Raw genomic sequence first — 21,045 nt, forward strand, 5'->3', positions numbered from 1 at the left:
CAGAGAGTGGGCCTGGCTCCACGCTTGCACCTTATGGCCGCAGGCGTGCGTATCAGGCGGCACCCTCCCTCCTTTTCCCGGACTTATGTACTTTTTCCGTGTGCTGGCCGCCTGCCTGTGCCTATCCGTGGCTGCTCGGGCGCAGGATAAACCCAAAACCTGCCCCTACGATTCCGCCCATTTCAGCCTATTCAAGCCCGTGCCCCGCAACCAGCTGCGCCCCCTGCGGCCCGACCGGCCCGGCGTGACGGAAAGCCCATTTACGGTAGATGCCGGCCACTTTCAGCTTGAAATGGACGGCCTGCGCCTTATCAACTCCCGCGAGGACGATGAGCAGAGCCGCACCTGGAAAGTGGCCTACACCGTGGTCAAGCTCGGCCTCAGCCGCCGCACCGACGTGCAGCTGGAAGTGCCGCTGTACAAGATTGAAAAAGAGCGCACCGCCGATGCGCCCTGGCAGCGCCGCGCCAGCTTTGGCGACATGACGCTACGGGTCAAGCACAACTTTCTGGGTGATGATCAGGAAGGCCCCGTGGCCATGGGGGTAGTGGCCTACACGCGCCTGCCCACCAGCGGCCGGGGCGCCGTGGAAGGTGGCCTTATCCTGCCCGTGAACGTGGAGCTGCCGCACCGCTGGAACTTCGACGTACAGCTGGAAGCCGACGTGAACTACGACCAGGAGACCCACAACCACTACCTGCGCCTGATGCCCTCCGTGGCCCTCGACCACGAGTTCAACGACACCTTCAGCTTTCTGGTGGAAGGCGTGACGCAGTGGGACGAGCTGCACAGCGGCTGGCGCTCCTCGCTCAATCTGGCGCCTATCATTTCCTTTGGGGAAAACTTTCAGGCCGACCTAGGCACGCATCTGGCGCTCAGCAAAGAAGCCGAGCGGGAATTCTTCGTGGGGTTCACGTACCGCCGCTAGAGCTCCGGATGCGGGCTTCGGCTTACTCCACCGGCTTGGTACGACGGGCCAGCAGCAGGTTCGAGTCGTTCTGGCGCCAGTTGTAGCCGGTGCCGAAGGGCAGCGGGCGCACGCGGCGCACCGTGTCGGCGTAGGCGCGGGTCAGCTCGGGCTGGTAGTGCTTGGCGAAAAGGTTAATGGGGCGCTTGTAGGTGCCGTAGTGCGTGAACTGCCAGTTGGCTGGCCGGAAGTACTTCATGGCAATGCCCGAATCGTCCTGCAGCACGTAGCGGCTGCGCTCCATAGTCAGGTTGCGCACTTTGCTGAAGTAGGACTTGTGCATCAGGTAAGAGGCCGACTTCACGTAGGTGGTCAGCGGGCCGAGGCTGCGCACGTACTTAAGGGCAGCTTCCTGGGTCTGGCCCAGCTTCCAGTCGCTGAGGTCGGCGGAGAAGTAGTAGGCTTTCTTATCCAAGCCGGTTTTGTCGCGCATCGTCAGCTCCACGCCGGGAACCACCTTCGGGCCGGGCCGGCTGATGGTAGCCGAGTCGGCTTCGGTGAGCTGGCCTTCGGTATCAAGCTGCACGTAGCGTACCCCGGTTACCTGGTGGCTGGTGCGGGCGGCGAAGAGCAGCATCAGCGGCAACGACCCATCCAGCTCTACCGATTTTAGATCTACGGCCATGTCGTTGGTGCGGAAAAAGCTGAACTCCAGCACCGACCACAACGACTTCTTGAGCATGGTAAACAGCTTCGGGTTTTCGAGGGTGCGCTGGTGCGGCACGGTGCCCACCGGCTCCAGGCCCACCAGCACGTAGGTCTGGCTGGTCGGGAACATGGTCACCACGTTCAGCAGATCGGGCCCGCTGAAGGGGTAGAAGATAACGGGGCTCTGGCGGCGCACCGAATCCAGCTCGGTGGCGGCCCACTGCTGAATCTTGTCGGTGCGGGCGGCGTGGTACTTGCTCCAGCTTTTGTCGGCGTCGGTGGCGTAGGCTTGCCAGGTAGGGCGCTGGGCCAGGGGCCGGAGGGCACTGCCCTGGCTTAGGCGCTGCCCGGCCAGGTAGGCGGCCACGTCCTGCACGGCGGTGGTATCGGGGGCGGGCGGAGTAGCCGGGGCGGCCGCTGCGGTATCGGGCGTGGCGGGGACCGGCGTGGGGGCGGCGGGCTGCTGCTGGGGAGTGGAGGTTTTGGGGTCCGAGCAGGCCGCCAGCGTCAGGAAGAAAGCCGGCCATAGCAACCGGGCAACAGGAAAGCGCATAGTCAGGAGAAATGCGTGGGAAAGAAACAAGCTCGTCAAAGGTACACGTCAAAGCTTCTCGCCACAGTGCCAGCAGTATTCGGCCTCGGGGCGGTGCTCGGTGGCCTGGCACACGTGGCAGATGACCTGCTTGAAGGCCGGGGCCGCCGGCCGGCCGGGCGAGGCCATCTGGGCCGATACGATGCCCGTGGGCACGGCAATGATGGCGTAGCCCAGAATCATAAGCACCGAAGCCAGCGTCTGGCCCAGCACCGTCACGGGGGAAATGTCGCCGTAGCCCACGGTGGTGAGCGTGACGATGGCCCAGTAAATGCTCTTCGGAATGCTGGTGAAGCCATTTTTGCCGCCCTCCACCACGTACATGAGCGTGCCGATGACGACCACCAGCGTAAGCACGGCCGTGAGAAACACCAGAATCTTGTGGCGGCTGGCTTTGAGGGCCGTCAAAATAAACTCGCCTTCGCCCACAAACTGGCCCAGCTTGAAGATGCGGAACACGCGCAGGAGCCGCAGCGTCCGAATCACGATGAGGTTGCGGCTGCCAACGGACAGCAGACTGGCCAGCGTAGGTACAATGGCCAGAAAATCGATGATGCCGAGCCAGCTGAGCGCGTAGGCCAGCGGACGGCGCACCACCAGCAGCCGCAACAGGTATTCGATGATGAACAGCCCCGTCATAAACCACTCCACGGCCCGCAGAATGGGGCCGTAGCGGGCATCTATGGACCGCACGCTTTCCAGCATCACGGCCAGCACGCTAAAGCAGATGGCCACCAGCAGCAGGATATCGAAGGCCCGCCCGGCGCGCGTGTCCGATTCGAAGATGACGCTGTACGCCTTGCGCTTCCAGGAGGCGCTGCCGGGGTCAGGGGGAGTGATTTTCATAACTCAGACCAATAAGCTTAACCCCGGCGGCCTACCCCGCGCCCCACGTAGTACACCAGCAGCCCCACCAGCAGCGTAAGCAGGCCGTAGCCGGTTTCGCGGGGCTTGTCGTCGATGATAAACCAGAGCGTCCAGCCGTTGAGGGCCAGAAATAGCAGCGGAGTGATGGGGTAGCCCCAGGCCCGGTAGGGACGCGGCAGCTCGGGCCGGCGCCAGCGCAGCACAAACAGCCCCAGCACCGTCAGGAACGTGAACAAGCTAAGCACAAACCCTGCGTAGAGCAACACCTGCTCGAAGGTGGCCGTGAGCAGGAACAGCAGCGTGAGGGCCGTTTGCAAGAGCGTGGCCCGCACCGGAATGCCGGCCGCGCTTACTTTGCCCAGGCCCCGGAGCGGGGGCAGGTCCTCCCCCATCACCTGCACAATGCGCGGCCCGGCAAAAATCATGGAGCTGACCGTGGACACCAGCAGTACCGCAATGACGCCGCCCATCAGCCGGCCCGCCGCCGACCCGAAGATTTCCGTGGCGGCCACGAAGCCCACTTCCACCTGCCCGGCCAGCCGGGGAATGGGCGTCGAATACAGAAACACGAAGTTCAGCCCCACATAAAGCAAAAGCACCAGCGCGGTGCCCAGCAGCAGAATGCGGGGCAGGTTGCGCTGGGGGTTGGCCATTTCGCCGGTGAGGTAGGCCGCCGCGTTCCAGCCCGAGTAAGCGTACGACACATACACCAACGACACGGCAAAGGCCGGGCTCAGCAGCTGCTGCCAGTCGGCCGCCTGGGGCACAAATGCCAGGTCCGTAGGCGTGGCTGCCGCCAGCCCCGCCCCGATAAACAGCACCAGCACCAGCACCTTCACCGTGGTAATGATGACCTGCAGGCGGCTGCCGGCCTGCTTGTTGGTGGCGTGCACGGCCGTGAGGGCCAGCACCACGCCCACCGACAGCCATTGCGGCGACAACGCCGGCCACACGCTCTGGGCGTAGCGCCCCAGCGCCATAGCCGCCAGGGCCGTGGGCGCCGCAAACCCCACCGTAGCCGACACCCACCCCGACAGAAAGCCCAGCGCCGGGTGATAAATCTGCGACAGGTAGTGGTACTCCCCGCCCGAGCGAGGCATGGCCGCCGCCAGCTCGCCGTAGCACAAGGCCCCGCACAGAGCAATGAGGCCGCCCACCACCCACAGCATCAGCAAAGCAAACCCGCTCTGGATGCCCAGCACCTGAAACCCCAGGCTGGTAAACACGCCCGTGCCCACCATGCTGGCCACCACAATGGCCACGCCCGTAAGCAAACTAAGTTTATAGGAGTTGACGGCGGCGGGCTCAGACATATAGAAGGTGGATGTGCGCCCCAAAGATGCAACCGTACCCGACATTTGGCGCGGGGGCCGGCGCCGCGCCGCTTCTACGCGCATTCGCGCCCCTTCTATGAAGGCTTACGCCGTTTCGATGCCTGTTTACGCCGTTTCTACGGAGGCTTACGCCACTTCTACGAGGGTTTACGCCGCTTCTACGCCCGTTTACGCCTCCGTCGAAAGCCAAAAAAGCCCCCCTGACGCATCAGAAGGGCTTTTTCATTGACAACCGGCCAGACGGCTTAGGCTTTGGGGCGCTTGTAGAGGGGCACGGTGCTGCACGGCTCCCCGTACATGATGCTGGCGGCCACGGGCAGCAGCTTCTGCATGATGGCCACGTAAGCGTAGGTGGGCACGGGCTTTTCGCCGCAGCCTTTTATCACCAGCTTGGCGTCGCGGTACTGCTCGGCGTCGATACCGGCAATGGCTTCCTGGAACAGCTCCTGCTCCAGCGCCTCCAGGTTGCCGAACACGTAGCGGTGCGCGTAGCTCTGGAGCTTGGAAGCCAGCAGCATGTAGGCCCAGGTGGGCACAATGGCATCGGCCGAGCAGATGATGGCCACATTCTGGCCCGCGTACTGCGTCCAGTCGTGGGTTTTGATGAACTCGCGGAAGTCCTTTTCGCGCAGCATCAGCCCATGAAACAGGTTTTCCTTGATGTCATACACCACCCGCTCGCCCGGATGAATAAACTCTTCCAGGTTGAGCGTGGTGAGGGCGCTTTGCGCCACCCGGTTGATGAGGATGTCTTCCATGATATGAGTAGTAGGGGCGGGGCTTGTCCCCGCCCGTCGTTACAACACGTTTTCGTTCTGCGGCCGCCTGCCGACACGCCGGCTCCTGCACCGGCGCACACGGCGGGCGGGGACAAGCCCCGCCCCTACTTTTTCGGGGTGGTGGTGTACACTTCCTTTAGATAGAACGGCTCGTAGTAGGCCACGCTGCGAAACTCCTGCCGCTGGTAGGCGCCGAGGGCCAGTTCACCCACGGCCACCGCCGAGGGCTCGATGCCCATCAGAAACCCAGCGTGCGGATGCCCCGCCACGAGCGGCCGGAACTTGGCCGCACCGTTACCAAAGCATAACAAGGAGTGGTGGGCTAATTGTTCTCGTAGGGTATCGGCGTCGAGGATGAGGGGCGTGGGCGCCAGCTCTTCGGTGCCGTCGTGCCGGTAGAGGGCGGCGTACACTTCCATGCGCCGGGCATCGAGCATGGGGCAGTACAGGTAGTTTTCGGGGCGGGCGGTGCGCTGGGCTACCTGGTGGGCCAAGCTTTGCAGCGTGCCAATGGCCAGCAGGGGCACGTCCAGCGCGTAGCAGAAGCCCTTGGCGGCGGCGGCCCCAATCCTCAGCCCGGTGTAGGAGCCCGGCCCGTCGCTCAGGGCCACGGCGGCTACGTCCTGCAGGGTGTGGCCGGTGTTTTCCAGCAGCTGGCTCACCAGCACGCTCAGGTGCGAGGAGTGCGACTTCTCCAGCCGCAGCTCCGTCTGGCCCACCAGGGAGCCGTCGGCCACGCGGTGCAGGGCCACGGAGCAGACGGGGGAAGAGGTTTCGAGGGAGAGGATGAGGGAGGGCTCAGGCATCTTTGATTTCAACTAGCGGTTCACCGCGTCTCAGCCATTCCAGAGCGGTAGCAAAGGTTTTCAGAAGAACTTCCTGCAGTTGTTCGAAGTATTTCCGCAGGTAAGCCATAAAATCTGCGGTGGTGGCCCCAGTTGCTCCAGCAAGGAACGGAAGTCGGCATCTTTCGTGATGATAGTAACGCTGGCCGTTTTGGCGGCTTTAAAGATGACGTCATCATCGGCATCACGCAACCCCAACTCCCGTAGCGGCCAGGCATCCACGGCAAACTTCCAGCGTAACCAAGCCGCCAAAGCCGGTGAAAGCTAGGCGTCAATCCAGAACGTCATGCGGCCAGTTGCGGATAATCGAGCCGCTGCGCCGCGTACTGCAAAGCAGCCTGAATATCTAGCGGCTCCAGGTCAGGCAGTTCGTTTAACACCTGCTCATTTGTCAGGCCCGCGCTCAGCAAACTCAGTACATCCGATACCCGGATGCGCATCCCCCCAATACAGGGGCGCCCGCCGCACTGGTGTGGATTGGTGGTAATGCGCTGACGAAGATTTTCCATAGGGACAAAGGTAATGGCAATAAGCGCCTCAACTATGGTTGCTCAACATGCACCCGCTGCAACTTGATCTTCTTAAACAGCCTTTGCAGCAGCCAGGCCATGAAGAGCGAGTCGAGAACAATTGCTACCAGTGGGAGTATCGTATCGGTTTTTACATACAAAAGAGGAATTCCAAAAGGGAAATACAGGAACGAACAGGTAACATACGCCAGCTTAGTTTCCCAGTATCTTGGAGGCAAGGCCAGTAATTCCCAGAAACTGTAATTTTCTTTAAGCGGCCCGGTGAACTCAAAGAAGAATAGCTCTACTATGCTATAAACAAACAATGCCACATAAAGCACGCTGAACGAAGCGTAATACAGCAGCTTCTTCCACATAGATTTATAGAATATAGAAAGAGTAGACTTTTCAGGGTCTACTCTTCTGGTTGTTGGTCTCTATTTCGTGCCGGCGCTTTTGCTGGCGCTGGCGGCGCGGCCGTTGGGGCGGAGCAGGGCGGCGTAGCGGTTGGGGTCGTTGAGCACCTGCACGGCGGCCAGCACGTTGGGGTCGTCGTCGAAGGAGGCTTCGATCTGGCCTTTCTGGAAGTAATAGCGCGACACGATTTCCTGCTCCAGCAGCTCCTTGATTTCGGGCTTGAAACGGGTCAGGTCGTTGCTCTTGTTGGTGGAAACCTTACGCCGAATAGCCTCCAGCTCGGTTTTCACGTCCTCGTAGTGCTTCTCGTCCCTGGCTTTCTTCATCAGGTCGGACAAGCTTTTCTCGACCTCCGTGGAGTAGCTCACGTCCTTGTTCTGCAGAAACTGCACGAACTTCTGGTACTCCACATCGGAGAGCTTGAACTCGCGGGCCGGCGGAATGGTGGCGTGCTCGGCCCGGTAGCGCGTGGCGTAGTCGAACAGGTAGTTCTTCTGCAGCAGCAGGCGCGTAATTTCGGCTACTTCGCGCTCCTGCACTTCCACGTCGGGGGCTACGCCGCCACCATCGAACACGGTGCGGCCGGCCTGGGTTTTGAAGGCAGTACGCAAGGAGTCAGGCACTTTACCCAGCGTACCGTCGTCGGCGCGGTGCGAGTAGTCGATTTCCTGAATGCAGCGCCCACTCGGAATGTAGTACTTGGCGGTCGTCACCTTCAGCTGGGAGTTGTAGCTCAGTGGGCGGGTTGCCTGCACCAGCCCTTTCCCAAACGTCCGCTCCCCTACCAGCACGGCGCGGTCGTAGTCCTGCAACACCCCCGACACAATTTCGGCGGCCGAGGCCGAGCGGCTGCTCGTGATGATGGCAATGGGCAGCTGCGTATCCAGCGGGGTATCCAGCGCCTTGTAGGTCTTGTTCCACTCCGTCACCTTGCCTTTGGTGCTCACGATATCAAGGCCCTTGTCTACAAACAGGTTGGAGATGTTCACGGCCTCGTTGAGCAGCCCGCCGGGGTTGTCGCGGATGTCGAAGACAATCTTTTTAGCGCCCATTTCCTTAAGCTTGCCCACGGCCAGGCGCACTTCCTTGCCGGCATCCACCGTGAAGCCCGTGAGCTGGAAGTAGCCGATGTCGTTGGTGAGCATGCCGTAGTAGGGCACGTTGTCCACCTGAATCTTGTCGCGGGTGATGTTGATTTCCACCGGCGCGTCCTGGCCGTAGCGCGTGACCATCAGCTTCACCTGGGAGTTGGCCTGGCCCTTCATCAGCTTGCTGATATCGGAGCTGCTCTTTTTCTCCAGCGAAATGCCGTTGATGCTCAGGATTTCGTCGCCGGGCAGCAAGCCGGCTTTCTGGGCCGGGTAGCCTTCGTGCGCGGCTTGCACCACAGTTTTGGTACCCCGCTTCACCACCAGCACTCCAATGCCGCCGTACTGGCCCGTGGTGAGCGTACGGAAGTCCTCGATATCGTCTTCGGGAATGTAGTTGGTGTAGGGGTCGAGGCTCTTGAGCATCGCGTCGATACCGGTTTTCACCAGTCGCCCGGGCGTCACCTCATCCACGTAATAGGTATTCACCTCCTTGAACAGGGTGGCGAAAATATCCAGGTTCTTGGCAATTTCGAAGTACCGCTCGTTGTCGGAAACGGAGCGAAACGAGACGAGCAGCGTAGCTCCTCCCAGGAGCAGGCCGGCGGCAATAGACTTTTTACGCATATACGGGCGGGAGGCAGATAAAGACCCTTCACTCAAACGCAGACCAAGCGCCTCAGCAACCCGGTTTTACGTTACCCAGCCGCCGAAGGACGAGACGTGGTAACGGGTGTTGCAGCGGGGGCAGCGGCTTCCTGCAGCAAACGCTCTAGCCCTGAAATTAATTTTTTTCGATGAGCGTGAAAGGCTTTTTTTCCTTACCGCTGTAAATAAGGGCCAATACGGCCACCGGATGGCCGTTGGCCGCTTCCACGAGCCGATATTTATTGAGCCGGTACGCTTCGCGCAGCAGCCTTTTTAGATAATTCCGGTCTACGGCCCGCTTAAACGTGCGCTTGGAGACACTGACTAGGACTTGCGGCGGAGCCTGGGTGGGCGCGGGCGCGGGCAGCCATACCAGCCGCAAGGGGTATAAACCAAAAGAAGAACCCCGGCCGAACAGCTCTTCGATGAGCTTTTTTCGACACAAGTGTTCTTCCTTCGGAAACGAATAGGAGCGCGCGCCCGGCGCAGGAGTACCCATGAGCGGGGGCGAGCCGGCCGGAGCCGGCAGAGGCTTAGCGCTTATGACGACCTTCGTCGGATACGGTCAGGCGCTTGCGGCCTTTGGCACGACGGGAGGCCAGCACGCGGCGGCCGTTGGCGGTTTCCATGCGCGAGCGGAAACCGTGCTTATTGCGGCGCTTGCGCTGCGAAGGCTGAAAAGTACGTTTCATGGTATGTGTAGTGACTCAATGGCAGGTAAGGCCGGCAAAGGTAACAGGTTGGTTTGGAAAAGACAACGCCTTTGTTCACCTTTTTCCTGACCGGCTCGTTCTTGGCAGAGGTCAATCGGGCAGCGGCCGGTGTTTTTGCAGCCGGAAATACAAGCGGAAAACTACCATTTTCTCCCGTCCTTTTCCGCCGGATAGCCGTACCTTTAGGCAGGATTTTCTGCCCCTGCCGCCGCGCGCTGCCATGATTCACTACCACGTCTCGTTTGAGAACCCACTGACCTTCTACGTGCAGGTTCAGATGACTTTTGAAGTGCCGGCCGCCGCGGCCGAACCCATAGAGCTGCAGCTGCCGGCCTGGCGCCCCGGCCGCTACGAGCTGCAGAACTTTGCCCAGAAAATCCAGCGGGTAGAGGTGCTGGATGCTAATAGCAACGCCCTCCTGCCCTACCGTAAGCTCACCAAAGACCGGTGGGAAATCCGGGACGTGGCGGGCCGCACGCTGCAGGTACGCTACAACTTCTACGCCCACCAGATGGACGCCGGCGGCTCCTGGCTGGATGAGTCGCAGCTGTATCTGAACGGCGTGCAGTGCTTTATGTACATCGACGGCCGCCAGAACGAAACCTGCCAGCTGCAGCTGGATTTGCCCGAAAACTGGCAGATAGCCTGCGGCCTACCTCAGAGCGGCCCCAATACCTTACAAGCCAACTCTTTCGACCAGCTGGCCGACTCCCCGCTGATAGCCAGCCCCACGCTGCAGCAGCGCACCTACCAGGTGCAGGGCCTGCCCTTCACCGTGTGGATACAGGGCGAGTGTGCGCCCGATTGGGAGCAGATTCTACGCGACTTTACAGCCTTCACCGAAGAGCAGATGGCGCTGTTTGGGAGCTTCCCGGTTTCAGATTACCACTACCTCAACCAGATCCTGCCTTACAAGCACTACCACGGCGTAGAGCACACCAACTCCACCGTGATTACGCTGGGTCCGGCCGAGCTGCTGATGACCGAAGGACTGTACAAGGAATTTCTGGGCGTAAGCTGCCATGAGCTATTTCATACCTGGAACATCAAGAGCATTCGGCCTGCCGAAATGCAGCCCTACGACTACGCCCGTGAGAACTACTTCCGCACCTGCTACATAGCCGAGGGCATCACTACTTACTACGGCGAGTACCTGCTGGCCCGCAGCGGTGTACGGACGGTGGAGCAGTATTTTCAGGAGCTGAACACGGTATTGCGTAAGCACTACGATGACTACGGCCGCTTCAACCTGTCCCTGGCCGATGCCAGCGTGGATTTGTGGCTGGATGGCTACAAGCCCGGCGTGCCCGACCGCAAGGTGTCAGTGTACCACAAAGGAGCCCTGGTGGCCTTGCTGCTCGACCTCACCCTGCGCCACCTCACCGGCCACCAGCGCAGCCTCGACGATGTAATGCGCCGCCTGTACGAGGAATTTGGCCGGAAAGGCGTGGGCTACACCGAGGAAGACTACATGCGCTTGGTGACGGAAACTGCCGGGCGCGACATGCGGGCCTACTTTGATAAGTTCGTGTACGGCACCGCGTCGCTGGAAGAGCCGCTCGACAAGGCACTACACTGGGTGGGCTGCACCCTGCGCATCGAAGAAACCACTTCGGCGTCGGAAAGCTACTTCGGCTTCCGTACGGTGGTGAAAAACGAACGGACGGAGGTTACCGACATCCTGCCCGACTCGCCCGCCGCCGCTGCCCTGACCGTAGACGATGAAATCGTAGCCGTGAATGGGCGTCGCGTGGATATGAACCTGCAGGCCCTGCTGTCAACCAACAACGACCTGCGCTACGAGGTAAGCGTGTTTCGCCAGAACCGGCTGCTGACGGTGGTGCTGGAAGCCCAACCCGGCCAGCGGTTCTGGCAGAAGCTCACCGTGGAAAAGCTGCCTGAAGCCACAGCCACGCAACGGGCGAGTTTCCGCCAGTGGATCAAGCAGGAGTTTTAGGCCCGTGTCGAAAACCGTACCTTTCATGCTTGCCGGGCAAATTTCTTCAGGAACCTGGATGCTGGCGCTGATTCCGCTGGCAGCCTGCTCCCTGCGCATGCAGCCCAAGGAAATGCCTAAGCCCGACCCTTCCCAGCCGGTCCTGAAAAAGGCGGTGCCCCGCCCCGTATACCGCTGGGCTCACCTCGATACGCTGGTGCTGGAAGGAGGCCGCGTGCTGCAGCTATATCCGGCCCCGCCCGCGGTGTACGAGCGGCTGCCCGCGCCCGAGTGGCTGCAAACCGCTGCTACGGCCGAAGCCGAGGAAAACGACCTAGACATAGCTGCTGAGGAGCGGCGGCGCCTGAAAACCGCCGGCCCGCGCGTGCGGCGCACAGGCCGTACCCTGCTGCTGCAGCCGGCCAAAGGAGCCCCTTTGCGCTTTGTAGATAACCCCGCCGAAGACTACGAAGCCAACATAGCCTACGAATACGTGGCGACGCTGCCCAGCATCCGGCACTGGCTCCTGTCAGTACACCTCTACGAAGGCGGCTATTACCTGCTGGTAAACCAACAAACCGGCCGCCGCACTCAAGTATGGAGCCCCCCCGCCGTAGCCCCCGACGGCCGGCATTTCGTGTGTGGCAACTCCGACGTGCTGGCCCGCTACGAACCCAGTGGCCTTCAGGTATGGGAAGTGGAAGCGGCCGGCCTGCGCATGCTCTGGCAGCGCCAAACAGAGTGGGGCCTCAACCAGCCCCGCTGGCTCGACAACCGCACCATCCTCTTCGGCCAGGACTACTTCGACAATGGGGACGTAGATACCCGCGTGATGCGCCTGGCGGTAGTGCCGTAAAGGCTTTGCTATTAGGTTTAAAGAAAAAGCCCCGTTGGAATTTCCAGCGGGGCTTTTTCTTTCCTTTTATTAGCTTAGTCGGCTTTGCTGCCCGGGCCTTTCTGGCTTTTGTCTACCGACATGGGCCAGTTGCCTTGCGGGTTGTTGCGGGGCTTGTTGGTGTTGCCGCGGCGCTGCTCCTCGGCATTGCCCCCCGGAGTGTTGTTCTTTATTTGGTTACCGGTTTCGGTAATGAAGTTCTGCTTGGCATTCTGCGTTACGTTGCCGCTGCCCCGGGTTGCGGGGTCCACAGACTCAGGAGTATGGTTGAGTGCATCAGGGCCCATAGCCGAGTCGCCCAGCTGATTGGAGGTCGGGTTATCTTTTTTATGCTTAGACATGGCGCAGGATGGAAAAGTGGAAAGATGTTTCCTTGTACCCCAACCGCTGCAAAAGAGTTGCCATCCTACTCCTAGGTCGGGCGTTACACCGCCGGCACGTTGGCAATGGCCGAAGCCGGCACCACCCTCACCAAGTCGCCAAACTGCGCCTCGCGGGCTTCTATTTCCTCAGGCGTGAGGTTGAGCAGCCGCTCCGTACCGAACTTCTCAACGCAGAATGAGGCCATGGCCGAGCCATGAATGACCGCACGCTTCATGTTTTCAAAGCTGATGTCGTCGGTGGCAGCCAGGTGACCGATAAAGCCGCCTGCGAAGGTGTCGCCGGCTCCTGTTGGGTCAAAAACGTCTTCCAGCGGCAGCGCCGGGGCGTAGAACACCTTGTTTTTGTGGAACAGCAGCGCGCCGTGCTCCCCTTTCTTGATGATGAGAAACTTCGGACCCATAGCCAGAATCTTCTTAGCCGCCTTCACCAGCGAGTACTCGCCCGAAAGCTGGCGGGCTTCCTCATCGTTGATACTGAGCACGTCCACCATCTCAATGGTGGTGAGCAGCTCGTCGAGGGCAATGTCCATCCAGAAGTTCATCGTATCCATCACAATCAGCTTGGGACGGTTCACGAGGCGCTGAATCACGAGGCGCTGAATAGCGGGCGTCAGGTTGCCCAGCATCAGGTATTTGCAGTCCTGATAGGCATCGGGAATGATGGGGTCGAAATCAGCCAGCACGTTGAGTTCGGTGACCAGCGTCTCGCGCGAGTTCAGGTCCTTGGCGTATTTGCCCGACCAGAAGAACGACTTTTCACCTTCCTTGATCTGCAGGCCTTCAGTGTCTACACCGTGCTCCTGAAGCAGTAGAATATCCGACTGCGGAAAGTCGTCGCCCACCACGGCCACCAGCTTCACGGGTTTCAGCGAGTACGAGGCCGACAAGCCGATGTAGGTAGCGGCGCCGCCAATAATTTTGTCGGTTTTGCCGAAGGGCGTTTCCAGGGCGTCGAAGGCAACGGTGCCGATAACAACCAGACTCATAGATAAGAGAAAAAAGGTGATGCGTGCAAAAGTACTACTGGGGCGCTAACACGGCCAGCCCACGAATCCTTCCCTTTCCGGGGCAAAAGCAACGCACGCAAACCAAATCAGCAAACAAAAAAGGCCTCTACCGTAGCGGAGAGACCTTTTTTGAGAGTGGGTAAATAATGGGGCTCGAACCCACGACCTTCGGAATCACAATCCGACGCTCTAACCAGCTGAGCTATATCTACCGTGTTGGGTATTGTAGGCACAAAAGTAGCGCCCCTGCATCGATATGCAAAAAAACCAGGCAGTTTTTTTCGGCACTGGAGCGAACTAGCTGAGTAGCTGCGCGGCCGCCCATGCGCTCAACGGTGCTATGCCGCCCGTATTCCCCGTACCTTTGTCCTTTCACCAGTTGCCCAGTACCATGTCAGAGCCTACGCCCGCCCCCGTCACGTTTGCCGATTTCAAGCTGAACAAGCAGCTCCTGACGGCCGTAGCCGAAGCGGGCTTCACCGAACCCACGCCCGTGCAGGAGCAAACCATTCCGCTGCTGCTGGCTGGCCATGATGTGCTGGGCATTGCCCAGACCGGCACCGGCAAAACGGCGGCTTTCGGTCTGCCGCTGCTGATGAAAGTGAAATACGCCCAGGGTACCCACCCCCGCGCCCTCATCCTAGCACCTACCCGGGAGCTGGCCATGCAGCTGGAAAACCACCTGCAACGGCTGGCTACTCACACCGACCTGCGCATTTTTGCCATTTACGGCGGACTGGGGCCCAAAACGCAGATTGAAACTATTGCCAAGGGCATCGATATTCTCATTGCCACGCCCGGCCGCCTGATGGAGCTGTACCTGAAAGGTGCCCTGGTACTGAAAGAGTTGAAAACCCTGGTGCTCGATGAAGCCGACAAAATGATGGACATGGGTTTTATGCCCCAGATCCGGCGCATTCTGGAAGTTATTCCGAGCAAGCGGCAGAACGTGCTGTTTTCGGCTACCATGCCGGATAAAGTGACGGAGCTGAGCGGGGAGTTCCTGGAGTTTCCGATTCGGGTGGAAGTGACGCCGGCCGCCACCTCGGCCCAGAACGTAAGTCAGGAGCTGTACGAAGTGCCCAACCTCGTTACCAAAATCAACCTGCTGGAGTACCTGTTCCTGGACTGGGACACTTTCCACCGCGTTATGATCTTTACGCGCACCAAGGAAAATGCCGAGAACGTAGCCAGTTTTCTGAAGCGCAAAGCCCACGGTGAGGTGCGCGCCATTCATGGCAACAAGGGACAGAACGTGCGAATCAACGCCATGGAGGCCTTCAAGGAAGGGGAAGTGCGCTTTCTGGTAGCTACCGACGTGGCGGCCCGCGGCATCGACGTGCCCCAGGTAAGCCACGTCATCAACTTCGACGTGCCCTTGGTGTACGACGATTATGTGCACCGCATCGGGCGCACGGGCCGGGCCCAGCACACCGGCGCGGCCATTACCTTCGCCAACGAGGCCGAAATGCACCACATCAAGCGCATTGAGGAGCTGATCCGGCAGCCTATTCCGCTGCTGCCGCTGCCGCCCGAAGTAGCCGTGGAGGAAACCCCTTTCGAAGAGCAGCAAACCATGAACCGTGAGATGGACGACCGACGCAAGCGCGAAGACCCCAATTACCAGGGAGCGTTCCACGACCGCAAGGAGTGGGTGAAGGCTGGCGAAACCATCGACAAGCGCACCGGCCGCACCTACGAAGCCCGCCCCAACCGCAGCCAGAAGGGCAGCAAAGTCAACCCTTCGAAGGGCAAGTCCTCCTCCCCTGCCGCCAAAGCTGCCCGCGCCGCCCACGGCCGCGCCGAGCACCGGCGGAAGAAGTAAACCACGGATTCGCGCGGATTTTTCGGATTTCACGGATTTTGTAGTCGGCACGGTTTTCAGCCAGACTCCCAGCCGCAAACAAAAAGCCTCGCAGTGTGCGGGGCTTTTTGTTTGGAAAGAATCGTCTACAAAATTCGTGAAATCCGCGCGAATCCGTGGTTCAGTGCTGGAAAATAGCCAAGTGGCTGAAGCGGGAAGCCAGCAGCGTGAACGCGCCGCCCCAGAGCATAGCGCTCCAGAGCATGTGCAGCAGAATGCGCCAGCGCGGCACGTGCAGCTGGGTAGCAATGACGGTGCCGCCAATGGGGCTGAACAGAATAGGCGTGAGAAACGCAATGCCTCCCATCCCGAAGCGCCGGTAGATACTCACGATGCGGCGGCTGCGGCGGCTAAACAGCGGCTTACCCTTTTCTTCGCGCTTGCGCCGCAAGTGCAGCGCCCAGGCCTTGCCCACGCCCGAAATCAATAGCACGGCCGTCATCATGCCCGCCACGCTCAGGCCCCAGGTAAGCCCCACCGGCACGCCCGCCGCCACGCCCGCTACCGGCCCGGCCACGAACTTGAACATGCTAACGGCGAAAACAGAGGCGTATTTGAGGATTTCGGGCAGCACGGCAAAAGCAGATGAATAAGTGGGGTAGTCAGGCAGTAAGACGAAGAACAGGCACCAACGCCGCCGGGTGACTCCGGTTGATGAAGCTTTAGTTGGTAGCAAGGCCAGCGTATAGCCAGGGTGTTTCCGATTAGTCAGGACCTATTTCTGATTAGTCGGGTGGTGTTTCGGATTAGTCGGAACGTGTTTTCGGCTGGTCGAAGGGTGTTTTGCTTAGGTCAGGACGTGTTTTTGATTCGTCGGGAGGTGTTTCTGAACAGTCAGGAGGTGTTTTCGATTAGTCGGAGCGTGTTTTCGAATAGTCAGGACGTGTTTTGCTTTAGTCGGGAAGGGTTGCGGAACGCGGCCCTACAGCTTGCTGCCGTACGACAGGTCGCCGGCGTCGCCGAGGCCGGGCACGATATAGGCCTGCGCGTTCAGGCCTTCGTCGATAGCCGCCACCCAGAGCGTGGCCTCCGGAATTTCGCGGGTGATGTGCTCCACGCCTTCGGGGCTGGCAATAACGGCCGCAATGTGCACCTGCCGGGGCGTGCCGAAACGCAGCATAGCCCGGTACGTTTGCACCAGGGACTTACCTGAGGCCAGCATCGGGTCGGCCAGGATCAGCACCCGCTCGTCCAGGCTGGGGGCCGTGAGATAGTCGAGCTGCACCTGCACCTGGGCCGTGCCCTCAATGCGGTAAGCTGCCGCAAACGCCGAAGGCGACTGGTCGAAATAATTCAGGAAGCCCTGGTGAAACGGCAGCCCAGCCCGCAGCACGGTAGCCAGCACCGGAAAGTCCTGCAGCAGCATCCCCGTCGACTGGCCCAGGGGCGTGGTCACGGTCTGGTGAGTGTAGCTGAGTTGGGAGCTGATGCGGTAGGCTATGATTTCGCCCAGGCGCTGCAGGTTGCGGCGGAAGCGCAGCGAGTCGCGCTGCTTGTCTACGTCGCGCAGTTCGGCCAGAAAATGATTGGCCACGGAAGGCTCGGCGCACACCACGTGTACGCGTTCAGAAATAGCGGGGGGCGTTAGCGCATCCATTGCAGGTACCAGGGACGTTGGGTGAAGGAAATAGCCGCGTAGGATACGGGCGTGGCTCCGAAATTGGCGAAAAAACGGGCAATAGATGGTATCATGCTGCCTTCAAAATCGAGAATCAGCCCGGGTGTGCCCGCATGCCGACGTATAACGGCATCCACCAACGCTAACGGCGCTGCCACCTTTTTACCTTCCGATGAAGCCGCCGCAAACAAATAAATCAGCCGCTGGCGGTACTGCACGAACAGGGCCCCGGCCAACAGCTCGCCCGTAGCCGGCTGCCGTACCTCATACACTTCCAGCAAATTGCGCTGCCGCAGCGCCACGACCAGCCGCCGGAGCTTCTCGTAGTGGCGGGGTTTCAAGCCCGCTTCCGGTCCTTTGGTTTGCTGAAAAAGCTGCAGCAGCGGCTCCGCGTCGGCCGTTTCAGCTGCAGTCAGCGGCGCGCTGGCGCTTTCCTGCTGGCGTAGGCGGCGGCGGTAATCGGCCGCGTAGGCGGCGCGCAGCGTTTCGTAGGGCGCCGCCAACGGCAGATGATACGTCTGGCGGCGCTGAAACAGCACGGGTGGCTTTCCGTTGCGCGTCAGCTGCCTATTCGTTGGCAGCTCGTTGGCGTCGTTGAGCTGCGCATAGAACTGTGTGTACCGGGGCGTCAGCCTATCAATAGATAACATCGATATCCTGGCCCCCTGCCCGGCTTCTTCCGCAAGGCTATAAGCGCCCAGCTGCTGGGTAAACGGCGGTTGGTACACTTGCCGGCCCCAGGGCCGCCACTTCACGGGCAGGGGCCACACGGCCAGGTAGCGGCCGGTGCCGGCTTCTACTTCCACCAGCGCGTCCCAGCGCCCGGCCGTGGCGTGCAGCCACCAGGAGCAGGCATACGGCAGCCCTTCCTGCGCCGAGGCCACGCAGGCGTCCCAGGCAGTTAAATCCAGTTCTCGGTAGCGAAGCAGGCGCGGCATCGGGCAAAGGTACAGGCCGCCCGGCACTCCCGGTTTGGCTTCAACTGCGTAGGTTTACCGACCTGCCCGCCGCTTTTGCGTAAGCGGCTCTGCTACCTATGAAAAAACCGCTTCTCCTCCTTGCCGTCGGGGCCCTGTTGGCCGCCCGGGCTTCGGCCCAGACTGACTCTACCGCAACCACTCCCGGCGTCCCCGCGCCCGGCACGCCCGCGCTGGAGGCTTCGCCCTGGAAAATCTATACCGATCCGCCCGCGCCCGACCGCCGGGCCGAGCGGGCAGCGCGTACCCCCACCCGAACCGCCGAGCCGGAGCTGACACCGGCCGCCGGGTATGGCGGCCGCCAGGGCACCACCTACGTGCCGCTCGATGCCGACGTGTATCGGCTCATTGACCGCTACGTCCTCAAGGTCGGGGCTGACTCCCTGCACGACCCACACACGGCCGTGCGGCCCTACCCGCGCGCCGTGGTGGCCCGCCTGGCCGAGCGGATGCTGCGCGACAGCACTGCCGGCCTTTCCCGCGCCGACCGGTTTAATCTGCGCTACCTGCTGCGCGACAACTGGGCCTACACAGGCCTGGACGCGGGGCTGAACACCAGCCGCCAGCCCATCCTCAAGCACTTCTACAAGCGCCCCTCCGACCTGCTGGCCGTAGAAACGCCCGACTTCACTTTGCGCGTGAACCCGGTGCTGGGTTTGCAGGCCGGCCGGGATACCGACATCGACGGGCTGCGCTATATCAACACCCGGGGCGTGCAGGTAGAAGGCACCATCGATGAGAAGCTGGGCTTTTACACCTTCCTGGCCGACAACCAGATGGCCGTGCCGGAATACGTGCGCCAGCGCGTGCTGCGCGACAATATTGTGCCGCACGAGGGTTATTGGAAGCGGTTCAAGCAGCAGAATGATCAATACGACTTCCTGTCGGCGCGGGGCTACGTGACGTATGCGGCCTCCAGGCACATCAACGTGCAGCTGGGCCACGACCGGAACTTCATCGGCAACGGCTACCGCTCCCTGATTTTGTCGGACTACGCCGCGCCGTATTTGTACCTCAAGCTGAACACGCGCATCTGGAAGTTCAACTACCAGAACCTGTTTGCGGAAATGACGGCCGACAAGGCCAATACCGACACCATTTACCAGAAGAAGTACTTTGCCCTGCACCACCTGAGCTTCGACGTGACGCCGAACCTGAACATCGGCGTGTTTGAGTCGGTGGTATTCGGGCGCGGCAAAGGGCGCTTTGAGCTGCAGTACCTAAACCCGATTATCTTCTACCGCAGCGTGGAGCAGCAAATTGGCTCCAACGACAACGCGCTGCTGGGCCTGGATTTCAAGTGGAACCTCTTCCACACGGCCCAGCTATACGGGCAGCTGATGCTGGATGAGTTCAAGATAAGCGAAGTGCGGGCCGGCAAAGGCTGGTGGGGCAACAAGCAGGCGTTTCAGCTGGGCGCCAAGTACGTAGACGTAGCCGGCATCCGTAACCTCGACTTGCAAGCCGAGTTCAACTACATTCGGCCCTTCACTTACCAGCACGACGATAAGTTCCGCAACTATCAGCACTATGACCAGCCGCTGGCCCACCCGATGGGCGCCAACCTCTGGGAAATGCTGGGCGTGCTGAGCTACCAGCCACTGCCGCGCCTGAATGTGGTAGGCAAAGTCTTTTACTCCGAGCAGGGCCTCGACCGGCAGGTGAACCTGGATTTCCCGCCTTACACCGGGTATATCAACTACGGTGGCAACGTGCTTAATTCCTACCTGACCCGCCCCGACAATTACGGCTTCTCGGTAGGCAGCGGCAACCGCTCCCGCCTGCTGCACGCCGACCTGACAGCCACCTACCAGGTGCGCCACAACCTCTGGCTGGATGCCACCCAGATTGTGCGGCACCGCAGCTCGGCCCAACCCACCGCCCTCGAAGGAAGCGAAGCCTATTCGGCCTTGAGCTTGCGCTGGAACATCCCGCAGCGCGTCCACGAGTTTTAAGTCAGCTTCCTCAATGCGTCACGATCCGGCTAACGTGCTGCTGTTCCGGCCCGTCAACCAGCAGGAGCTGGATTTGATTGCGGCCTCGGGCTGGCTGGAGTTTCCGCCGCGCCTGCCGGAGCAGCCCATCTTCTACCCCGTCCTCAACGAGGAATACGCCGCCCAGATTGCCCGCGACTGGAACGTGCCCTACTACGGCATTGGCTACGTGCTGCGCTTTGCCGTAGATGCCGAATACGCGGCCCAGTTCCCGGTGCAGAACGTAGGCGACCGGCAGCACGACGAGCTATGGGTACCCGCGGAGGAGCTGGCCGAGTTCAACCGCCACATCGTGGGCCGCATCGAAATTGTGAGCATTTTCCGGGCATAGAAGCCTCGTAGCTCAGCAAAAAGCCCAGGCTCAGCTGTAGCAGCTAGGCCTGGGCTTTTTTTTGATGCTTTCCGTTTACCCGGTGATGCGCAAGCTGTTGCCGGTTTGCGTCACGGTGTATTTGGCCAGCGCGCGGGCCGCCGGGCCATTCGATACAGTACCATCCGACTGGAAGGTCGAGCCGTGGCTGGGGCACACAAACATATTCTGGGCGGGGAAAAACGCTATGGTGGCTCCCTGGTGGGTGCAGGGCGCCTGCACGGCCACGTAAGCCCCCGCCGTGGTGCGGGCCACAATCACCTGCCCATCGGCGCTGTACACGTACCCGACGGCCGGGTCCTGCAGGGGCGCGTTGGCGGCAGCTGTCAAATCCAGCGTGAAGTCGGTTTTGCCGGGCGTGGGAGTTGGGGTGGGCTTTACGTCTTCTTTGTCGCTGGAGCAGCCACCCAGGCAGCCTCCACTTAGCAGGGCCACGGCGCCCAACCCGAAGAGTTGAATAAATTCTTTGCGTTCCATACAGTATGTGGCGGAAAAGTACGTGTACCCGGGTGCCGGGCTTCTTTTCCCCACTCGGCTCTGCGCCCGAATTGGTTGCCTGCCTTCCCGACAAATGCCGGTACCTTTGCTGCCTCC

The 21,045-nt window shown here is 60.8% G+C and carries 23 protein-coding genes and 1 tRNA gene; 6 read left to right on the forward strand and 18 right to left on the reverse strand.

Annotated elements, in window-relative coordinates:
• Nucleotides 1-85: 85 nt before the first annotated feature.
• On the forward strand, nt 86-928 hold the full coding sequence (locus LRS06_RS07515; protein WP_257870919.1) for a transporter: 843 nt from the start codon (nt 86-88) through the stop codon (nt 926-928).
• Between the two features lie 22 nt (nt 929-950).
• On the opposite strand, the gene LRS06_RS07520 is transcribed toward LRS06_RS07515, so the two are convergent.
• The 11 genes from LRS06_RS07520 to rpmH form a co-directional block, all read right to left on the reverse strand.
• Nucleotides 951-2,168, reverse strand: coding sequence for a hypothetical protein (locus tag LRS06_RS07520; RefSeq protein WP_257870920.1), 1,218 nt, complete (start codon nt 2,166-2,168; stop codon nt 951-953).
• Nucleotides 2,169-2,216: 48 nt separating this feature from the next.
• Nucleotides 2,217-3,053 (reverse strand): ion transporter, encoded by an 837-nt coding sequence (locus LRS06_RS07525; RefSeq protein ID WP_257870921.1) that lies wholly within the window; start codon nt 3,051-3,053, stop codon nt 2,217-2,219.
• Between the two features lie 17 nt (nt 3,054-3,070).
• The gene (locus LRS06_RS07530) at nt 3,071-4,387 is read right to left on the reverse strand and encodes an APC family permease (RefSeq protein WP_257870922.1); all 1,317 of its coding nucleotides are present in this window, start codon (nt 4,385-4,387) and stop codon (nt 3,071-3,073) included.
• Between the two features lie 266 nt (nt 4,388-4,653).
• Nucleotides 4,654-5,166, reverse strand: a complete 513-nt coding sequence (locus LRS06_RS07535) for a DUF2480 family protein (protein WP_257870923.1) — start codon at nt 5,164-5,166, stop codon at nt 4,654-4,656.
• A 125-nt stretch (nt 5,167-5,291) separates the two neighbouring features.
• Entirely contained in the window at nt 5,292-5,993 is a 702-nt protein-coding gene (tsaB, locus tag LRS06_RS07540; RefSeq protein WP_257870924.1) for a tRNA (adenosine(37)-N6)-threonylcarbamoyltransferase complex dimerization subunit type 1 TsaB, read from the reverse strand.
• 60 nt (nt 5,994-6,053) lie between these two features.
• Nucleotides 6,054-6,284 carry a DUF5615 family PIN-like protein gene (locus LRS06_RS07545; RefSeq protein ID WP_257870925.1) on the reverse strand — a complete coding sequence of 77 codons (231 nt, stop codon included), beginning with the start codon at nt 6,282-6,284 and terminating at the stop codon, nt 6,054-6,056.
• Nucleotides 6,285-6,316: 32 nt separating this feature from the next.
• Entirely contained in the window at nt 6,317-6,541 is a 225-nt protein-coding gene (locus LRS06_RS07550) for a DUF433 domain-containing protein (protein ID WP_257870926.1), read from the reverse strand.
• A 32-nt stretch (nt 6,542-6,573) separates the two neighbouring features.
• On the reverse strand, nt 6,574-6,918 hold the full coding sequence (locus LRS06_RS07555) for a hypothetical protein (protein ID WP_257870927.1): 345 nt from the start codon (nt 6,916-6,918) through the stop codon (nt 6,574-6,576).
• A gap of 60 nt (nt 6,919-6,978) precedes the next feature.
• Complete coding sequence (locus tag LRS06_RS07560; protein ID WP_257870928.1) at nt 6,979-8,673, reverse strand: S41 family peptidase; 1,695 nt, start codon at nt 8,671-8,673, stop codon at nt 6,979-6,981.
• Between the two features lie 157 nt (nt 8,674-8,830).
• The gene (locus LRS06_RS07565; protein WP_257870929.1) at nt 8,831-9,193 is read right to left on the reverse strand and encodes a ribonuclease P protein component; all 363 of its coding nucleotides are present in this window, start codon (nt 9,191-9,193) and stop codon (nt 8,831-8,833) included.
• A 34-nt stretch (nt 9,194-9,227) separates the two neighbouring features.
• A complete protein-coding gene (rpmH, locus tag LRS06_RS07570; protein WP_084444044.1) occupies nt 9,228-9,386 on the reverse strand; it encodes a 50S ribosomal protein L34 in 159 nt (52 codons plus the stop codon).
• Nucleotides 9,387-9,627: 241 nt separating this feature from the next.
• Between rpmH and LRS06_RS07575 the strand changes: the two genes are divergently transcribed.
• Together LRS06_RS07575 and LRS06_RS07580 are read left to right on the forward strand one after the other, a co-directional pair.
• Nucleotides 9,628-11,364, forward strand: a complete 1,737-nt coding sequence (locus LRS06_RS07575) for a M61 family metallopeptidase (protein ID WP_257870930.1) — start codon at nt 9,628-9,630, stop codon at nt 11,362-11,364.
• A 25-nt stretch (nt 11,365-11,389) separates the two neighbouring features.
• Nucleotides 11,390-12,199 carry a hypothetical protein gene (locus tag LRS06_RS07580; RefSeq protein WP_257870931.1) on the forward strand — a complete coding sequence of 270 codons (810 nt, stop codon included), beginning with the start codon at nt 11,390-11,392 and terminating at the stop codon, nt 12,197-12,199.
• Between the two features lie 74 nt (nt 12,200-12,273).
• Here the strand turns inward: LRS06_RS07580 and LRS06_RS07585 are convergent, their stop codons facing one another.
• The 3 genes from LRS06_RS07585 to LRS06_RS07595 form a co-directional block, all read right to left on the reverse strand.
• The gene (locus LRS06_RS07585; RefSeq protein WP_257870932.1) at nt 12,274-12,579 is read right to left on the reverse strand and encodes a hypothetical protein; all 306 of its coding nucleotides are present in this window, start codon (nt 12,577-12,579) and stop codon (nt 12,274-12,276) included.
• An 83-nt stretch (nt 12,580-12,662) separates the two neighbouring features.
• The gene (locus tag LRS06_RS07590) at nt 12,663-13,607 is read right to left on the reverse strand and encodes a PfkB family carbohydrate kinase (protein WP_257870933.1); all 945 of its coding nucleotides are present in this window, start codon (nt 13,605-13,607) and stop codon (nt 12,663-12,665) included.
• 159 nt (nt 13,608-13,766) lie between these two features.
• Nucleotides 13,767-13,840, reverse strand: a tRNA-His gene (locus LRS06_RS07595).
• 179 nt (nt 13,841-14,019) lie between these two features.
• Here LRS06_RS07595 and LRS06_RS07600 point away from each other — a divergent pair.
• Nucleotides 14,020-15,453: a DEAD/DEAH box helicase gene (locus LRS06_RS07600; protein WP_257870934.1), complete on the forward strand. Its 1,434-nt coding sequence runs from the start codon at nt 14,020-14,022 to the stop codon at nt 15,451-15,453.
• Between the two features lie 160 nt (nt 15,454-15,613).
• On the opposite strand, the gene LRS06_RS07605 is transcribed toward LRS06_RS07600, so the two are convergent.
• The 3 genes from LRS06_RS07605 to LRS06_RS07615 form a co-directional block, all read right to left on the reverse strand.
• Nucleotides 15,614-16,066 carry a hypothetical protein gene (locus tag LRS06_RS07605; protein ID WP_257870935.1) on the reverse strand — a complete coding sequence of 151 codons (453 nt, stop codon included), beginning with the start codon at nt 16,064-16,066 and terminating at the stop codon, nt 15,614-15,616.
• A gap of 348 nt (nt 16,067-16,414) precedes the next feature.
• Entirely contained in the window at nt 16,415-17,089 is a 675-nt protein-coding gene (gene upp, locus LRS06_RS07610) for a uracil phosphoribosyltransferase (protein ID WP_196954380.1), read from the reverse strand.
• Entirely contained in the window at nt 17,077-18,048 is a 972-nt protein-coding gene (locus tag LRS06_RS07615) for a GNAT family N-acetyltransferase (protein ID WP_257870936.1), read from the reverse strand. Before LRS06_RS07615 ends, upp begins: the two co-directional genes overlap by 13 nt.
• Before the next feature lie 98 nt (nt 18,049-18,146).
• On the opposite strand from LRS06_RS07615, the gene LRS06_RS07620 reads away from it, so the two are divergent.
• Together LRS06_RS07620 and LRS06_RS07625 are read left to right on the forward strand one after the other, a co-directional pair.
• Entirely contained in the window at nt 18,147-20,042 is a 1,896-nt protein-coding gene (locus tag LRS06_RS07620) for a capsule assembly Wzi family protein (RefSeq protein WP_257870937.1), read from the forward strand.
• 13 nt (nt 20,043-20,055) lie between these two features.
• Complete coding sequence (locus LRS06_RS07625) at nt 20,056-20,412, forward strand: hypothetical protein (RefSeq protein ID WP_257870938.1); 357 nt, start codon at nt 20,056-20,058, stop codon at nt 20,410-20,412.
• Between the two features lie 75 nt (nt 20,413-20,487).
• Here LRS06_RS07625 and LRS06_RS07630 read toward each other — a convergent pair whose 3' ends face one another.
• Nucleotides 20,488-20,928, reverse strand: a complete 441-nt coding sequence (locus LRS06_RS07630; RefSeq protein ID WP_257870939.1) for a ubiquinol-cytochrome c reductase iron-sulfur subunit — start codon at nt 20,926-20,928, stop codon at nt 20,488-20,490.
• Between the last annotated feature and the right edge of the window lie 117 nt (nt 20,929-21,045).

Origin of the sequence: Hymenobacter sp. J193 (assembly GCF_024700075.1) — a bacterium.
Lineage (GTDB): Bacteria > Bacteroidota > Bacteroidia > Cytophagales > Hymenobacteraceae > Hymenobacter.

What these genes read in the sequence shown, in the direction of transcription:
- LRS06_RS07585 (WP_257870932.1), bottom strand. Translation starts at nt 12,579, where the DNA reads ATGTCTAAGCATAAAAAAGATAACCCGACCTCCAATCAGCTGGGCGAC.
- LRS06_RS07590 (WP_257870933.1), bottom strand. Translation starts at nt 13,607, where the DNA reads ATGAGTCTGGTTGTTATCGGCACCGTTGCCTTCGACGCCCTGGAAACG.
- LRS06_RS07575 (WP_257870930.1), top strand. Translation starts at nt 9,628, where the DNA reads ATGATTCACTACCACGTCTCGTTTGAGAACCCACTGACCTTCTACGTG.
- LRS06_RS07520 (WP_257870920.1), bottom strand. Translation starts at nt 2,168, where the DNA reads ATGCGCTTTCCTGTTGCCCGGTTGCTATGGCCGGCTTTCTTCCTGACG.
- LRS06_RS07580 (WP_257870931.1), top strand. Translation starts at nt 11,390, where the DNA reads ATGCTTGCCGGGCAAATTTCTTCAGGAACCTGGATGCTGGCGCTGATT.
- LRS06_RS07560 (WP_257870928.1), bottom strand. Translation starts at nt 8,673, where the DNA reads ATGCGTAAAAAGTCTATTGCCGCCGGCCTGCTCCTGGGAGGAGCTACG.
- LRS06_RS07525 (WP_257870921.1), bottom strand. Translation starts at nt 3,053, where the DNA reads ATGAAAATCACTCCCCCTGACCCCGGCAGCGCCTCCTGGAAGCGCAAG.
- LRS06_RS07600 (WP_257870934.1), top strand. Translation starts at nt 14,020, where the DNA reads ATGTCAGAGCCTACGCCCGCCCCCGTCACGTTTGCCGATTTCAAGCTG.
- LRS06_RS07530 (WP_257870922.1), bottom strand. Translation starts at nt 4,387, where the DNA reads ATGTCTGAGCCCGCCGCCGTCAACTCCTATAAACTTAGTTTGCTTACG.
- tsaB (WP_257870924.1), bottom strand. Translation starts at nt 5,993, where the DNA reads ATGCCTGAGCCCTCCCTCATCCTCTCCCTCGAAACCTCTTCCCCCGTC.
- LRS06_RS07535 (WP_257870923.1), bottom strand. Translation starts at nt 5,166, where the DNA reads ATGGAAGACATCCTCATCAACCGGGTGGCGCAAAGCGCCCTCACCACG.
- LRS06_RS07565 (WP_257870929.1), bottom strand. Translation starts at nt 9,193, where the DNA reads ATGGGTACTCCTGCGCCGGGCGCGCGCTCCTATTCGTTTCCGAAGGAA.
- upp (WP_196954380.1), bottom strand. Translation starts at nt 17,089, where the DNA reads ATGGATGCGCTAACGCCCCCCGCTATTTCTGAACGCGTACACGTGGTG.
- LRS06_RS07625 (WP_257870938.1), top strand. Translation starts at nt 20,056, where the DNA reads ATGCGTCACGATCCGGCTAACGTGCTGCTGTTCCGGCCCGTCAACCAG.
- LRS06_RS07515 (WP_257870919.1), top strand. Translation starts at nt 86, where the DNA reads ATGTACTTTTTCCGTGTGCTGGCCGCCTGCCTGTGCCTATCCGTGGCT.
- LRS06_RS07615 (WP_257870936.1), bottom strand. Translation starts at nt 18,048, where the DNA reads ATGCCGCGCCTGCTTCGCTACCGAGAACTGGATTTAACTGCCTGGGAC.
- LRS06_RS07620 (WP_257870937.1), top strand. Translation starts at nt 18,147, where the DNA reads ATGAAAAAACCGCTTCTCCTCCTTGCCGTCGGGGCCCTGTTGGCCGCC.
- LRS06_RS07555 (WP_257870927.1), bottom strand. Translation starts at nt 6,918, where the DNA reads ATGTGGAAGAAGCTGCTGTATTACGCTTCGTTCAGCGTGCTTTATGTG.
- rpmH (WP_084444044.1), bottom strand. Translation starts at nt 9,386, where the DNA reads ATGAAACGTACTTTTCAGCCTTCGCAGCGCAAGCGCCGCAATAAGCAC.
- LRS06_RS07550 (WP_257870926.1), bottom strand. Translation starts at nt 6,541, where the DNA reads ATGGAAAATCTTCGTCAGCGCATTACCACCAATCCACACCAGTGCGGC.
- LRS06_RS07630 (WP_257870939.1), bottom strand. Translation starts at nt 20,928, where the DNA reads ATGGAACGCAAAGAATTTATTCAACTCTTCGGGTTGGGCGCCGTGGCC.